This is a genomic window from Corallococcus carmarthensis (genome assembly GCF_003611695.1).
GTDB classification, from domain to species: Bacteria; Myxococcota; Myxococcia; order Myxococcales; family Myxococcaceae; genus Corallococcus; species Corallococcus carmarthensis.
This window is the reverse complement of record NZ_RAWE01000057.1, coordinates 1-14525: the sequence shown is the minus strand read 5'-3', so window position 1 is coordinate 14525 and position 14525 is coordinate 1. Positions and strand designations below refer to the sequence as shown.

Here is a 14525-nt window from a genome sequence, read left to right as displayed (position 1 = left end):
CCTCAGGGCCCGTCCTGACGCTGGCCTCCTGGCCGCAGCCGCTGGAGGCCCGCGGAGAGCGCCGCCTTCCCGGAGGCCATCCACCGGCGGCCCCGCTGCCGCGCGACCATCACCGAGCCCAGGACGATGCGCTGGGCGCGCATCTGGAGCAGGTCCGCGCGCAGCTCCATGGGCGTCACGGTGCGGATGCGGCCCTGCTCGTAGGCTTCCGTGATGGAGCGGCGCTGGAGCTTGCCGCTGCTCGTCTTCTGGAGCTGGCCGTAGCGGATGAAGAGGACGTCCTGGGGCGGGAGCGTCACGCCCACCGTCTCCAGCACCGACTGGCAGACCTGCTTGCGGCTGTCCTCCAGGCGCTCCAGCGCGGACGGATGGTTCACCTCCGCCAGCACCACGAGGCGCCCCTTCACCTGGATGACGGCGGTGCGGCCCGGGCGGATGAAGGCCAGCCGCTCCACGGCCTGCTCGAAGTCCGCGGAGAAGAAGCTCTGGCCGTTCACCTTGATGCGGTCGTTGATCCGCCCGGTGATGAAGAGCTCGCCGGCCTTCTGGAAGCCCAGGTCGCCCGTGGCGTAGAAGCCCTCGTCGCCGCGCAGGGGACGGTCGTCCTGGTAGTACGACGGCGCCAGGCTGCCACCGCGCAGCTCGATTTCGCCCAGCTCGCCCTCGCCGCACAGACGGCCGTCCTCGGTGCGCAGCCGCACCTCGAACTCCGTCAGCGGCCGGCCCACGGAGATGGCGGGCTGCCCGTTGGGCGCGGTGATGACGCGCACCGTCTGGCCCGGCGGCACGCTCGCGACCATCAGCACCGTCTCCGCCATGCCGTAGCAGGGCATGAACACGTCACGCCGCAGGCCGCACGGGGCGAGGATGTCCAGGAACTGCTCCAGGTTGGGGATGTTGATGGGCTCGCTGCCCAGGTAGATGCTCCGCACGCGCGACAGGTCCAACCGCTTGAGGTCGTCCGCGTCCGCTGACTTGAGCGTCTTCAGCGCGTAGTCGATGGCGAAGTTGGGGATGACGGAGCCCATCACCCGCTCGCTGGAGATGAGCTCCAGCCAGCCCATGGGATCCATCAGGAACGAGGCGGGCTGGGACAGCAGCAGATCATTGCCCACCGCGATGCAGGTGAGCAGCCCGCCGATGAGCCCCATGTCGTGGTAGAGCGGCAGCCAGCTCGTCACCCGGTCCCCGGTCGTGCGGCCGTCATGCCGGGTGATCATCCGCAGGTTCGCGGCCAGGTTCTCCTGGGTGATGGGCACGCCCTTGGGGAACGACGTGGACCCCGACGAGAACTGCACGAACGCCAGCTCTCCCGGTGCCACCTCGCGCAGCTTCGCGCCCGCGACCTTCGCGCCCGCGGGCGGCAGCGGCAGCCGCTCCAGGGGCAGCTCCAGTCCGGACAGGCTCGGCGCGTCCAGCACGAGCGAGGCGCCGTAGCGCTCGCGGATGCGCGCGAGGAAGTCCCGGTAGGGCCCCTTCGGCGTGCTCAGGATGTACGGCTTCACGGACAGCGGCACCGCGCCCAGCTCCATCAGCCCCAGGAAGGCGAAGATGACGGACGACGAGGTTTCGAAGGGCAGCACCACGCGCGTGCCCTGCGCTACGCCGCGCGCGCGGAAGTGCTCCGCCGCTCCGGCCACCCGGGAGGCGAACTCCCGGTAGGGCACGAACTCCGGCGGTCCGACGAAGTCTTCATAGAGATACAGGCCGCGTCGCGGGTCCACCGACTCCAGCCGCTGGATGATGTCGAGCATGCGGAACCTCCCCTCCTCTGGTTTCTTCAGTGCGCGGGCGCGACCTGGCGCATCCACGTGAGCACGCGGGGCAGCACCTCGGCCCGGGCGCGCTCTCCGCGCACCACGTCGAAGTGACCCGCGTCCCAGCTCAACCCCTGCGCGCGCCCCAGCACGGCCAGCTCCTTGCGAGCGCTGCCCAGGTGGGCCACCAGCTTCTGCGCGCGCACCGGCGACGCATGGAACATGTCCGCCGCGCCCACGCCCGCGAACACCGGCAGCGTCACCTTGCCCAGCGCGCTCCAGTAGTCCGTCGCGCCGTCCGCGCTCCGGAACGCGCCCGTGGGCGCCCAGTCCGTGAATTGCCGCATCACGCCCGCCGGTTCATCCCACGGCCCCTGCTTCAGCGCCTTCGCCGGGAAGCGCCCCAGGAGCCCCGCCACCGTGGACGAGAAGCCCAGCTGGAAGCGCTTCTTGAACCCGCCGTCGCTGTAGTCATTCACCGCCGAGGACAGCGTGGCCACGCCAGACAACGACTCCTGGAGCGAGGGGTCCACGCCCAGGGCCGCCAGCGCCGCGTAGCCCGCCATGCTGTGGGCCAGCAGGAACACCGGTCCGGGGTGGCGCGCGCGCACGGCCCGCACCAGGTCCGGCACGTCGTGGCGCACGTACGTGTCGAAGCTCCAGTCGTGCGCGCGCTTCGCGGGCCAGCGGCTCTTGCCATGGCCCCGCAGGGACGCGACATAGGCCACGCAGCCCTCGTCCACGAAGAAGCGCGCGGGGCCGTCACCCTGCCCGCCCAGGAAGAAGCGGCCGTCGGAGAACAGGCCCGGGACGAAGAGGATGCCGGGCGCGGAGGCCGGCGTCCCGGACATGCGCGCCTCCACGACGTGCAGCGCGTGCTCCTGGGACGTGGGGACCCAGAACTCCTGCGAGGCGAAGTCCGGCTTCGCGTTCGTGCTCATGGACGAGGCTCCTCGACGGTGGATGCCGGCGCGCGCGCGGCGGCCAGGAACTGCTGCAGGGACGCGAGTGACCGGGCCCGCGCATCCAGGAAGGCCACGCTCACCAGGGCCTCCACCGCCACCGGCCCGTCCGTCGCGAGGAACACGCGCTGACGAAACCGCGCGCGGTAGTTGAGGCCGTCCGCTTCCAGCTCGTCCGCGGCGGGCGACTCCAGCTCCGTGTGCACCACCACGTCACCCGGCGGAATCTCCCGGCGGTAGTCCACCTCCACGCGCGACACCACGGCCACCACCGGCCCGCCGCGCGTCAGCCCCTGCCGCTCCAGCCAGGCCCAACGGCCGGCCTCCAGGTACTCCAGCGTGGTGGCGTTGTTCACGTGCCCCAGGATGTCCAGGTCGTTGGGACGCACGCGCAGAGTGAGGGTGGACTCTTGGAAGTGCACGGGGGGATGTCCTTCGGGCTGCCGGGGGAGGACAGCGACTTCAGGGGGACGGAGCGCGCGTCACGATGACCACCGTCGAGACGAACCCTCCGCTATGCGACAGCGATACAGCGACCTGCAGGCCCTCGCGGGCCAGGTGCGCCGCGAGCGCGCCGTGGAACCGGAAGCGTGGCGCGTGCCGGGCGTCGTGGACGAGCTCGGCGTCAGTCCAGAACCAACCTTCCACCGCGGGCAGCGCCTTGAAGAGGGCCTCCTTCGCGCTGAACCCCGCGGCCAGACTCTCCACCGGGTTCGCCGCGTGCTCGAAGTGGGCGAGCTCCGCGGCGGTGAAGAAGATGTCCGGCTCCCGCAGGGCCCGTGAGGCCTCCAGCTCCGTGACGGCCTGGAGGTCATGGCCCAACCCCATCAACACCCGACGAGGTCCATCCAGGTGTCTTCCACGTCCTCGCGCGACGTCACCGTGATGCCGGTGATGCGCTTGAGCGCGTGGAAGATGAGCTGCTCCTTCTTGCGCAGCGCGTCCGGCGCGTAGAAGCCCTCGCGGTGCTCCAGCTGATCCCACCAGTTGACGTGGGTGTCGCGGGATTCCACGCGCTCGCGCTTGCTGCCGTGCACCTCGCCGCCGTCGCGCAGGAACAGGTGCGCCACCGCGAACGCCTCCTTCGCCTGGTAGGCGCCGCTGTCCACCAGCGCCTTGGCGAAGGCGACGAAGTAGGTCATGTGCTGCACCTCGTCCGCGGCCACCTGCTTGAACAACGCGCGCAGGCCCGGGTCCTGGACCATCTGCGAGCACTGGCCGTAGTCCACCGCCGCCACCACTTCGGAGATGGCCAGCAGCGTGAGCGTGCGCAGCATGTCGTCGTCGGGGAACACCTTGCGGAACTCGATGAAGGTGGCGTCGGAGATGGGCTCCAGCCGCAGCACCGTGGACAGGCGGTTGAACGCCGTCTCGTGGTGCGCCTCCTCTTCGTTCCAGTACCTGCTCCACGTGCCGCACGCCTGCATGATGGCCGCGACGGTGGGGTTCTTCTCCTGCCACCGGCGGCACTCCACGTCCGCCAGCCGCTCCAACCGGTCCGCGCCCGGCTTCGTCGTCAGCTCCGCGCGCCCCGCGTTCCACACCAGGTGCCGGTCGGATTCACCCACGTGCGTGAAGTCCACCGAGGAGAGCATCTCCACCACGCTCCAGCGCCGCGACTCATGCAACCGCTGCTGCTCCCAGGTGATGTCCACCAGCGACAGGCCCCGCTGGGTCAGGGCTTCGTACAGCTCCGCCATGATGGCCGGGCGGCCTTCGTGCGGGAGGGGATGAGAGGGGGAGGCGACGGTCGCTTCTTCGTGCTCGAGGCTGCGCGCCAGGACGCTCATGCCGACTTCCGCTCTGGGTTCGTGACTTCACCCATGAAAACCGCCAGGACCTTTGACACAGGTGTATCCAGTGACAGTGCGGGCAGGCGCACCCGCAGTCCAAAATCCTTGCGCAGCCCGTTGGACGTGCGGGCAAAGGCTTCCATCAGGTCAACACTGTTGGTCATGCGCTCGGAGCGCGTGATCAGCGCCGCGAGTGACAGGTCTTCGGAGAAAAGCTCCGCCTCCGTGAGACCCACGTTTTCCGCAAACTTCCGTCGGATGTATGACTCGAGCTCCTGCGCGTCGGGCACGGGGGACCTTCCTTCCCAGGGCTTGAAAGTCGTTTTCCCAGTCAGAAAACAGGAAAGATCTAACTGTGGCTCCAGAGCTGTCAATCAGCAACGGGTCACTTTGGCTCCGCGTACGAACCCGCCTTCACGGGTCGTTTCACGCGGCATTCATGCAATCAGGCGCGAGATTTCTTCGGCAGTGAAACCCGCGTCTTCGAGGATGACGCGCGAGTGCTGTCCCAGCGTGGGCGGTGGACGCAGCGCGACGTCGCCCATGCGCAGCGGCGTGAGCAGGTGCGTAACGCGAATGCCGCGCTGCGCATCATCCGTCTCCGCGAAGAGGCCGCGCGCGCGCAGCTGCGGATCCGCGAGCACCTCGTCACCCTCCGCCACCGGCTCCACGCAGAACTCCGCGCCGGAGAGCTGCTCGCGCCAGTGCGCGAGGGGCTCGCTCGCGAAGATGCGGGTGAGCTCCGCCTTCACCCGCGCGCTGGCTTCACCGCCCATGTAAGCGTCCTCCAGCAACTCCGGGCGGCCCAGCTTCGCGCACAGCGCACCGAAGAACTTGGGCTCCAGCGCGCCCACCGCGAGCCAGCGCTCATCCGCGGTGCGGTACAGGCCGTAGCTGGGGTAGCCGCCGTTGAGCGCCTCGCTTCCGCGCCGCAGCGGCGTGCCTTCGCTTCCCATGAACAGGCGCGAGGCCAGGTGCAGGTGGAGGAACGCCAGCGCGCCGTCCGTCATGGACACGTCCACGGCGCGGCCCACGCCGGTGCGCTCGCGCTCGTGCAGCGCGGCCAGGATGCCCACCAGCGCGAAGAGGCTTCCCCCGCCGATGTCCGCCATCTGCACGCCCGGGAACGCGGGCGCGCCACCGGCTTCACCGCCGTAGCCCAGGAGCCCCGCGCGGGCGACGTAGTTGAGGTCGTGCCCCGCCTTGAGCCGGTCCGGGCCCGTCTGGCCGTAGCCGGAGATGGCGCAGTAGATGAGCCGCGGGTTCTTCTGACGCAGCACCGCCTCGCCCACGCCCAGCTTGTCCATCACGCCGGGGCGGAAGCTCTCCACCAGCACGTCGTAGTGCGGCACGAGGCGCAGGAGCGCGTCGCGGCCCTCCGGCGTCTTGAGGTTCAGCGCGAGCGAGCGCTTGTTGCGGTGCAGCCCGTAGTAGAGCGCCCCCTCCCCGTCGCGGTGCGGCGGCATGTGACGGGTGGCGTCCCCCACGTCCGGGTCCTCCACGGTGTCGACGGTGGCGCCCAGGTCCGCCAGCACGAGCGTCGCGTAGGGGCCGGGCAATAGACGTGACAGGTCCAACACCCGCAGGCCCGCGAGGGGGGCAGACGGCTCAGGCATGGAGGGGGCTCCAGGGGGAAGTGGAGACATGCAGACGGCGCGCCCCCGCGAAGGGTGACGCGCCGTCGGTACGACACGATACGGGGAGGCTTAGCTCAGCAGCTTCGCCAGCTTCATGGCGAGGCCCATGTCCATCGGCTTGAACTTGAGCTTGCCCTGCATGGCGGCCATCTGCGCGTTCAGCTTGCCTTCGCGGATCTTCACGAAGTCGTCGTTGCTGACGGTGACCGTCATCTTCGACGCGCCGCTGAGCCCTTCGGACACCCAGCCCTCGGACTTGGTGGTGTCCAGCGTCCACTTGCCACCGCCGTCGCCAGAGACGTCGAAGTGGATGATGGCGTTGAGCTCCTTCGCCAGTTCCGGCTTGGCCGCCAGAACTGCGGGAATCTGCGTCTCGATGATGTCCTTCGCGGTCGCCATGACTCGCTCCTTATGAATGATCAGCGTTGATTGGTGAATCAAGCCTGCGCGGACCGTAATGGCGCCCCACCGCCGGGTCAAGCACGGCCCATGCGGCGTGCTCAGACGCGGGACGTGTCCACCGGGGGGCTGAGGGACTGTCGCACCATCGACAAGAGGTCGTTCAGCTCGAAGGGCTTGGCCAGATGGCCCACCGCGCCAATGTCCTTCGCCTTGCTGCCGACGTTGCGGTCCGCGCTGAGGACGATGAGCGGGATGCCCGCGACGGCCGGCGGCTTCTGGCGCATGCGCTGGGCGAACTCCCAGCCATCCATCACCGGCATCATCAGGTCCAACAGGATGAGGTCGGGAGGGTCCGGATCCAGGCGCTCCAGGGCCTCCTTGCCGTTGCGGGCCCGGCGGATCTCGAAGCCCTCGGCCTCGAGGATCTCCGACAGGGCCTCCAGGATGTCGGGATCATCGTCCACGACAAGAACCACGGGTGCACCAGTGTGCTGTGCGTTGAGCGAGGTCAGAGGTGTCTCCTCGATGCCGCTACCGGGAATCGATCATCCACGATCACTGGCCCCCCTGGCGCAAGAAATCAAGGGCCCTTCGCCCAGAGAGGGAGCCCGTTGCAAAACCGACAGTCACTGCCCACCCTTCCGTTGATTCGAGGCCCGGGCAGGGGAGGTCCGCGTGACGTGGATGGGGGAGACATCTGGGAGCAACGAGGCGGCGCCGGGGCTCGCGCTGCTGCCCCGGCAGGGGACGCCACGCCTGCTCGGTCCCCTGCTCCTGGACTACCTGGGGCTGGAGGCCCTGCCTCCCATGCCGGGCGCGACGGGCATCGACGGGCTGATGGCCGCCGCGGGCTTCCTCCGGAGGGATGGCGCCCGGAACCTGTGGGAGCGCGAGGACCGCACCCTGCTGGTGGGCGAGGAGCCGCTGGAGGACGGCGGGCGGCTGGTGTGGGCGCTGCCGGTGCCCTGGAGCGCGAGCCAGGCCGCGTCCCCGGTGTCCCAGGCTTCACCCACGGGGGAGCGCGTGGCGGACCGCGTGCGCTACCTGTCGCTCGCGTCGCACGACCTGCGCGGGTCGCTGGCCAACATCCGCTCGTACGCGGCGCTGTTGCTCAACGGGCGCATCCCGCTGGAGCCCAAGGCGCAGCGCGGGCTGGAGACCATCCTGCGCAACGCGGACCGGGCGCTCTCCTTCGCCCAGGACTTCTTCGACTCCAGCCGCGCGGACCTGGGCGCGCTGGCGTGTGAGCGCGAGCGGCAGCAACTGCTGCCCATCCTGGACGCCGCGGTGGAGCGCACGCGGGCCGCCGCGTCCGCCGCCAACGTGGCGCTGGCGCTGGACGACCTGCCGGAGCTGCCCAACGTGGAGGTGGACGCGGGCCGCATCCAGCACGCCGTGGAGTCCTTCGTGCATCACCTGCTGGGACGCGCGCAGCCGGGCGAGTCACTCCACGTGCGAGCCGCGCGAGTGGGGCACGAGGTGAGGGTGGAGGTGCGCCGGGACGGCGCCGCCGTTCCGGAAGAGGACATCAGCGCCGTCTTCCAGTGCGAGGAGCGCGCCTTCCGCGAGCGCAAGCTGGAGGATCCGCTGCGCGTCTTCCTGGCCCGCCAGGAGGTGGAAGCCCACGGTGGCCAGGTGGGTGCCCAGGCGGACGCGGGCGGTACCACCCTGTTCCTCACGCTGCCGGTGTCATTGGCGGCATCAGAAACAAGAGAACTCGGGCATCCAGCGGGCTGGCAGGCGTGAGTCCGGGCCGCCAGAGTTGCTAGCGCGACCCACTTCCCACCGGTATGCTCCCCCGCGCATTTCGCGAGGAGCGAAGCCATGGGTTTGAAACTTCCTGAGATTCTTCTGATTTTCGCGGCGCTGCTGCTGCTGTTCGGCGGCTCGCGGTTGCCGCAGCTCGGTTCGTCCCTGGGCAGCGCGCTCCGCAACTTCAAGCGCGGCTTCTCCAGCGACGAGGAGAAGGACGACGCCAGCGACAAGAAGACCGGCACCCTGTCCGCGTCCACCACCGTGGACAAGGACGTCGCCGCGAAGTCGCCCAGCCACCACGCCTGATTCCGTCCGGGTGGGCCCGGGAAGGCCCCGCCCCGGCGGAAAAAACCATCCAGCGACGTTCACCCGTGACGCCCGTACCGTGACCGCTCCGAAGCGGCTGCGGACGGGCGTCGGGCTTTTGGGGCCCCCTGCCCCCCGCGACCTCGGGTCACGGGGAGCAGCGGCCAGGGTGCGTCAGTCCATCACCTTCGCGCCTTCGTACATGGCGTCGATGGTCTTGATGTACTTCTGGCTGGCGACCTTGCGCTTCACCTTGAGGGTGGGCGTGAGCTCACCGGACTCCTGCGTGAAGTCCGCGTCCATGACGGCGATCTTCTTGATGCTGGAGTACGGGGGGATCTCCGCGTTCACCTTCTTGATGATCTCCTCGACGGCCGTCTTGATCTCCGGCCGCTGGGAGTTCTGCGCGTAGGTGCCCACCGCGATGCCCTTGTCCTCCAGCAGCTTGCGCGCCGGCTCCTCGGACACGGTGATCAGCGCGACCAGGAACGGCCGCTTGTCGCCGTACACCATGGCCTGGCTGATGAGCGGGAAGGTCTTGAGCGTGTTCTCGATGTTCTGAGGCGCCACGTTCTTGCCGCCCGCGGTGACGATGATGTCCTTCTTGCGGTCGGTGATGCGCAGGTAGTTGTCGGAGTCCACCTCGCCGATGTCACCGGTGTGGAACCAGCCGTCCGGATCCAGCACCTCCCGGGTGGCCTCCTCGTTCTTGTAGTAGCCCTTCATCACGCAGGGGCCACGCACCAGGATCTCACCGTCCGCGGCGATCTTGATCTCCGTGCCCGGCACCGGCGGGCCCACGGTGCCGATCTTGATCTTCTCCACCCGGTTGGCGTTGCACGGGGCGCTCGTCTCCGTGAGGCCGTAGCCCTCCAGCACCTTGAGGTCGAGCAGGTCGAAGAAGTAGGCGATCTTCCGGGACAGCGGCGCGCCGCCGGAGATGAAGATGCGCATGTTGCCGCCCAGCTTCTCGTCCAGCGTCTTGCGCACCTTGGAGAACACGAGCTTCTTCGCCAGGGAGAACTGGAGCGAGCTGTACTCGCGGCCCTGACCCTTGGCCTCGGAGTACTCGTCGAACAGGCCGAAGGCCCACTTGAACAGCTTGCCCTTCATGCCCGGGGCGGCGGAGCCGTTGGCCACGACGTTGTTGTAGACCTTCTCGAACACGCGCGGCACGGACGGCAGCACCGTGGGGCGCGTCTCCGCCAGGTTCGCCAGCAGCTTGTCCACCGACTCCGCGATGATGAGGCGGAAGCCCATGGACAGCCACGCGGCCTTCACCACCTGGGCGAACACGTGCGCCAGGGGCAGGAACAGCATGACGGAGTCTTCCGGCTTCATCATGCCCATGGCCTGGGTGGCCTTCGCTTCATAGGCCCAGTTGCCGTGGGTGAGGATGACGCCCTTGGGGGCGCCGGTGGTGCCGGAGGTGTAGATGAGCAGGTTGGTGTCGTCCGACTTCACCTGCGCCACGCGCTCGGCGAACGCGGACTCCGCGGCCTGCGGGTGGCCCTTGCCGGAAGCGACCATGTCCGCGAGCGACATCTCCTTGTCGCCGGAGACCGGGCCCTCGAAGACGACGATCTTCTGGAGCGACGGGATGTCCGCGAGCTTGGAGCGCACGCGCGTGAGGCGGCCCGCCTGCTTGGCGTCCTTCTCATCGGAGTCGACGAGCAGCAGCTTCGTCTCCGAGTGGTTCAGGATGTAGTGACACTCATCCGGCGTGTTGGAGCCATAGATGGGCACCGTGATGGCCTGGGCCGCGCTGACGGCCAGGTCCGCGATGATCCACTGCAGGCTGGTGTTGGCGAAGATGGCCACCCGGTCCCCGGGCTGGACACCCTGGGCGATGAGGCCCGCCGCCTGCGCCTTCACGTCCTCCAGCACCTGCGCGTACGTGACGTCCTGCCAGCGCCCGTCCTTCTTGTGGGTCACTCCCACCTTGGAAGCGTTCTGGGCCCGCTGAACGAGCAACTGGACGAGGTTCTGCTCCTGCGTCCCGCCCGCTGCGGGAGCCGTCGTGACCTGACTCTCTGCCCTCACTTGAGCTCCTCCTGGATGTCGGCATCCACCTTCTTGGCCCACTGCTGCACGCGTTGCCCCTCCGCGGGGTTGTACGCGGTGCTTCCCTGCTTGACCTTCTCGATGGCCGCGCTCGCTTCCTTCGCCTTGCCGTCCTTCAACAGCGTCTCGGCCAGGTAGAAGTGCGCGCGCAGCGACTGCGGAAACTTGGTGATGGCCTTCTGGTAGTACTCGGCGGACTTGCCCAGGTCGCGCTTGGGCCAGGGCAACTCATAGAAATAACGCCCCTTCACCAGCCAGGGACCGCCGTACTCGTACGTGGGGTCGATCTTCAGCGCGGTGTCCAGGCGCTCGTTGAACTTGCCCTCCAGCCCGTCGCCCAACGCCTTCATGATGCCCACGGCCTGCGAGTACGAGCCGATGCCGCACGCCGCGAAGTAGTAGCCCTCCACGCGCGCGGGCTGGAGCTTGGAGGCCTTGTCCCCGGCCTCCCACGTCTGCTTGCCCAGGACCATCTTGAGCTTCTTCTCCGTGGCGCCGTCGGCCTGCCACTGGAGGAGGCGGGCCTTGCGCCACGCGAGGTCGAAGTCGTCCGGCGTGGCCTTCAGGGCATCCGACAGCCCCGTGTCCAACGCCTTGACGGATTCCGCGTCACCGCGCTTCGCGTACAACGCGTCGAGTTGGTCGAGCAGCGCGGGATCCGCAGCGTGTGCCGGGATGGCCCAAAGCACCCAAAGGGCAAGCAATTTCAAGCGCATCGAAATGCCTTAGCACGCACGCTTGCCGACCATCAACCGAACGCGCCAGACGCAGCGCGGCAAAAAAGAAGACGGGGCAGGCAAGGTGCGAACACCCCGCCAGGCCCCGTCACCGGTGCAACAGTTCCTGCCCCGCTTCAGGCCGCGTCGGCCGTGGCGGTGTGCTCCTCGTTCTCGTTGAACGCGATGAGGTAGCGCTCCAGGAAGTTCTTCGTCTTGAGCTCCACCTGGCGCACGCGCTCGCGCGACACGCCCCAGCGCTGGCCCAGCTCCTCCAGCGTCAGCGGCTTGTCCTGCGTGAGGCGCTCCTGGAGGATGTCCCAGCCCAGGTCGCCAATGCGCTTGCGCACCTTGGCCAGGGCCTCCTGGATTTCGGTGTCCTGCTCCCGGGAGAGGAAGGTCTCCTGCGGCGAGGGACCGCCGTCCTCGATGCGGTCGAGGAAGGTGGTTTCGCCCTCTTCGTCGATGGTGGCGTCCAGCGAGAAGTCCACCATGCTGCCGCGCTCCGCTTCACCGCCGCGCACCTGGCTGCGGTTGTCCTTCAGATAGCGGGTGATGTAGGCGCGGATCCACCACACGGCATAGGTGGCGAAGCGCACGTTCTTCTTCGGGTCGAAGTGCTCGATGGCCTTCATCAGGCCCACGTTGCCTTCCTGGATGAGGTCGTCCAGGCGGGCGCCGCGGTTGGCGAACTTCTTCGCCACGGCGACCACGAAAGCGAGGTTGGAGCTGGCGAGCGTCTGTCGGGCGCTCTCGTCACCCTTACGGGCCTGGCGAGCCAGTTCATACTCCTGTTCACGCGTGAGCTGCTGGTGCCCGCCCAGGTGACGCAGGTAATGCGAAAGGCCCTCTGCCGCGAACTTCGTCGAGTTGGCCATGATTTCCCGTCCTTCCGTTCGAAACTGCCGGACGCGATGAATCCCCCGACGAACCGCGTCCACCTGTGACTAGGACGCGCAACGACGGAAAGGGTTTCTCATTCCTGCCAAGAAGGGCATTTCGGCCCCTTACCCTTGTCAAAAGCCCGTCACGCAGTCGCCCTTCCGGGCCTCTGGAAGCGCGCGACGCGACGGGTGGGACAGCACCTACGTTTCCGGCCACGGAGTCTTCAACGCTTGGGAGCGGGGAAGATTTTCTCGGGGTTGAGCAGGCCTGATGGATCAAAAAAGGCCTTCAGGCGGCGCTGCAGGTCCAGCAGCGCGGGGGCCTGCTCCAGCGCCAGATATTCCCGCTTCGCATGTCCCACGCCGTGCTCACCGGTGATGGTGCCGCCCAACTCCACGGTAAGCACCAGCATGCGGCGCAGCGCCTCGTCGACGAGGGGGCGCTGGGCGGGGCCGTCGTACAGGATGTTGGCGTGCAGGTTGCCGTCGCCCGCGTGGCCATAGGTGGCCACGGTGAGCCCCAGCTCGCCGCCCATCTTTTTCAGCCGCTCGATGATTTCGGGAATTTTCGAGCGGGGTACGACGATGTCCTCGGAAATCTTGGCTGGCTTGAGCGCGCGCAGGGCCGGCGAAATCACGCGCCGCGCGGCCCACAGCTTCTCGCGCTGGGACTCGTCCTGGGCCACCAGGGTCTGGGTGGCCCTGTGCTGGTTGCAGATGTCCCCCAACAGTTGGAGCTCCGCGAGCACGCCTTCGGGGGTGTTGCCGTCGACCTCGGCGATGAGGGCGGCGCCCGCGTCCGGGGGGAACTGGAAGCTGCCCCGGTGCACGATGGCCTGGACGGCGACCTCGTCGATGAGCTCCAGGCAGCGCGGCAGGATGCCGGCGGCGAGCACCGCGGAGACGCCCCGCGCCGCATCCAGCACGGAGGGGAACACCACCAGCGCGGTCATCACCTGGCGGGGCAGTGGAATCAGCTGCACCGTGATTTCGGTGGCCACGCCGAGCGTGCCCTCGGAGCCGACGAAGAGCCCCACCAGGTCATAGCCGGCCACGCCCTTGATGGTGCGCCGGCCCACGCGCAGCACCTCGCCGTCCGGCATCACCCACTCCAGGCCGATGACGTAGTCGCGCGTGACGCCGTACTTCAAGGCGCGGGGGCCGCCGGCGTTCTCCGCCACGTTGCCGCCCAGCGTGCAGAACTCCCAGGAGTTCGGATCCGGTGGATAGAAGAGGCCTTCCGCCTCCACTGCCTTCATCAGGGCGCCCGTCACCACGCCGGGCTCCACCACCGCGGTGAGGTCCTCCTTGGAGATGGAGCGGATGCGGTTCATGAGCTCCAGGCTCACCGCCATGCCGCCCTTCAGGGGCAGCGAGCCGCCGCTCTTGCCGCTGCGCGCGCCACAGGGGGTGAAGGGCACGCCGTGCGCCTGGCAGGCCTTGAAGATGGCGGACACCTGCGCGGTCGTCTCCGGAAGGAGGACCGCGTCGGGCCGGTACACGCCGCTGTCGGACTCGTCGCGCGCGTAGGCGTCGAGCGTGTCCGCGTCGCGCTTCACCTGGCCGTCGGACAGCACGGCCGTCAGGGCCTCCAGCACCTTCGCCACGCGCTCGGGCGCCACCCGTTCGAAGGTCTGGGCGGCGGGGTTCATCGCCCTGCCCCCGTGCGCGCACCCAGGCGGGCCCACAGTTCGCGGCGCAGCGGACCGTCACGGCGCAGGCGCCCTTCGTAGGCCTCCGCGTGGGTGACGGCGTCACGCTGGTGGTCGGCCCTCAACCGCAGACACGCCTGCTCCGCCTCCAGGATGCAGGCGGTGGCGGGGCTGCCGAGCACGCGGGCGAGCGAACGCGCCACCTGCCGGGCCAGGTCCTCCTGGAGGATGAGCCGGTGCGCGAAGCAGTCCACCAGCGCCCCGATGCGGCCGAAGCCCACCACGCGCGAACCCGGCACGTAGGCCACGTGCGCGCGGCCGGTGAAGGGCAGCAGGTGGTGCGGGCACATGGAGTGGAAGCGCAGGTCCGTGATCACCACCAGCTCTCCAGAAGAGTCCGCGGGCGCGGGGTAGGTCTTCCCGAGCACCTCCTCCGGCGTGCGGCCGTAGCCGTCGAGGAAGCCGTTGGCCCACACGTCGGCCACGCGCGTCGGCGTGTCCACCAGGTTCACGTCCTGGAGGTCGAGCCCCGCGGCGGTGAGGAAGTCGCGGACCGCCCGGGCCATGCCGGCGGGGTCGGGGCGCACGGCGCGAGGG

Annotated in this window: 16 protein-coding genes; 2 read left to right on the top strand and 14 right to left on the bottom strand. The window is 68.8% G+C overall.

All coding sequences use genetic code 11. The annotated features are described in order from the left end of the window. Positions 1-2 precede the first annotated feature (2 nt). The 9 genes from D7X32_RS17525 to D7X32_RS17485 form a co-directional block, all read right to left on the bottom strand. Positions 3-1754, bottom strand: coding sequence for an AMP-binding protein (locus D7X32_RS17525; RefSeq protein ID WP_120603701.1), 1752 nt, complete (start codon positions 1752-1754; stop codon positions 3-5). A 26-nt stretch (positions 1755-1780) separates the two neighbouring features. Then, positions 1781-2698, bottom strand: a complete 918-nt coding sequence (locus tag D7X32_RS17520; protein WP_120603700.1) for a serine aminopeptidase domain-containing protein — start codon at positions 2696-2698, stop codon at positions 1781-1783. After that, positions 2695-3141, bottom strand: a complete 447-nt coding sequence (locus D7X32_RS17515) for an acyl-CoA thioesterase (RefSeq protein WP_120603699.1) — start codon at positions 3139-3141, stop codon at positions 2695-2697. Before D7X32_RS17515 ends, D7X32_RS17520 begins: the two co-directional genes overlap by 4 nt. A gap of 40 nt (positions 3142-3181) precedes the next feature. Further along, on the bottom strand, positions 3182-3547 hold the full coding sequence (locus D7X32_RS17510; protein WP_120603698.1) for a holo-ACP synthase: 366 nt from the start codon (positions 3545-3547) through the stop codon (positions 3182-3184). Beyond that, positions 3547-4509: a ferritin-like domain-containing protein gene (locus tag D7X32_RS17505; RefSeq protein ID WP_120603697.1), complete on the bottom strand. Its 963-nt coding sequence runs from the start codon at positions 4507-4509 to the stop codon at positions 3547-3549. Before D7X32_RS17505 ends, D7X32_RS17510 begins: the two co-directional genes overlap by 1 nt. After that, positions 4506-4802, bottom strand: a complete 297-nt coding sequence (locus D7X32_RS17500; protein ID WP_120603696.1) for a hypothetical protein — start codon at positions 4800-4802, stop codon at positions 4506-4508. Before D7X32_RS17500 ends, D7X32_RS17505 begins: the two co-directional genes overlap by 4 nt. A gap of 147 nt (positions 4803-4949) precedes the next feature. Further along, on the bottom strand, positions 4950-6128 hold the full coding sequence (locus D7X32_RS17495) for a CaiB/BaiF CoA transferase family protein (protein WP_120603695.1): 1179 nt from the start codon (positions 6126-6128) through the stop codon (positions 4950-4952). A gap of 90 nt (positions 6129-6218) precedes the next feature. Further along, the gene (locus tag D7X32_RS17490) at positions 6219-6548 is read right to left on the bottom strand and encodes an SCP2 sterol-binding domain-containing protein (protein WP_120603694.1); all 330 of its coding nucleotides are present in this window, start codon (positions 6546-6548) and stop codon (positions 6219-6221) included. A 101-nt stretch (positions 6549-6649) separates the two neighbouring features. Then, on the bottom strand, positions 6650-7027 hold the full coding sequence (locus tag D7X32_RS17485) for a response regulator (RefSeq protein ID WP_120603693.1): 378 nt from the start codon (positions 7025-7027) through the stop codon (positions 6650-6652). 208 nt (positions 7028-7235) lie between these two features. On the opposite strand from D7X32_RS17485, the gene D7X32_RS17480 reads away from it, so the two are divergent. Beyond that, positions 7236-8297 carry a sensor histidine kinase gene (locus D7X32_RS17480; protein ID WP_120603692.1) on the top strand — a complete coding sequence of 354 codons (1062 nt, stop codon included), beginning with the start codon at positions 7236-7238 and terminating at the stop codon, positions 8295-8297. A 78-nt stretch (positions 8298-8375) separates the two neighbouring features. Beyond that, complete coding sequence (locus tag D7X32_RS17475) at positions 8376-8612, top strand: twin-arginine translocase TatA/TatE family subunit (protein ID WP_120603691.1); 237 nt, start codon at positions 8376-8378, stop codon at positions 8610-8612. Between the two features lie 174 nt (positions 8613-8786). Here D7X32_RS17475 and D7X32_RS17470 read toward each other — a convergent pair whose 3' ends face one another. The 5 genes from D7X32_RS17470 to folE all read right to left on the bottom strand — a co-directional run. Then, positions 8787-10655: an AMP-dependent synthetase/ligase gene (locus D7X32_RS17470; protein ID WP_120603690.1), complete on the bottom strand. Its 1869-nt coding sequence runs from the start codon at positions 10653-10655 to the stop codon at positions 8787-8789. Next, complete coding sequence (locus D7X32_RS17465; protein WP_120603689.1) at positions 10652-11392, bottom strand: tetratricopeptide repeat protein; 741 nt, start codon at positions 11390-11392, stop codon at positions 10652-10654. Before D7X32_RS17465 ends, D7X32_RS17470 begins: the two co-directional genes overlap by 4 nt. Before the next feature lie 137 nt (positions 11393-11529). Then, a complete protein-coding gene (locus tag D7X32_RS17460; RefSeq protein WP_120603688.1) occupies positions 11530-12270 on the bottom strand; it encodes a sigma-70 family RNA polymerase sigma factor in 741 nt (246 codons plus the stop codon). A 230-nt stretch (positions 12271-12500) separates the two neighbouring features. Beyond that, complete coding sequence (locus D7X32_RS17455) at positions 12501-13928, bottom strand: FAD-binding oxidoreductase (RefSeq protein WP_120603687.1); 1428 nt, start codon at positions 13926-13928, stop codon at positions 12501-12503. Next, a partial coding sequence (folE, locus tag D7X32_RS17450) for a GTP cyclohydrolase I (protein WP_244239053.1) occupies positions 13925-14525 on the bottom strand: 601 nt, incomplete at its 5' end. The genes folE and D7X32_RS17455, both read right to left, overlap by 4 nt.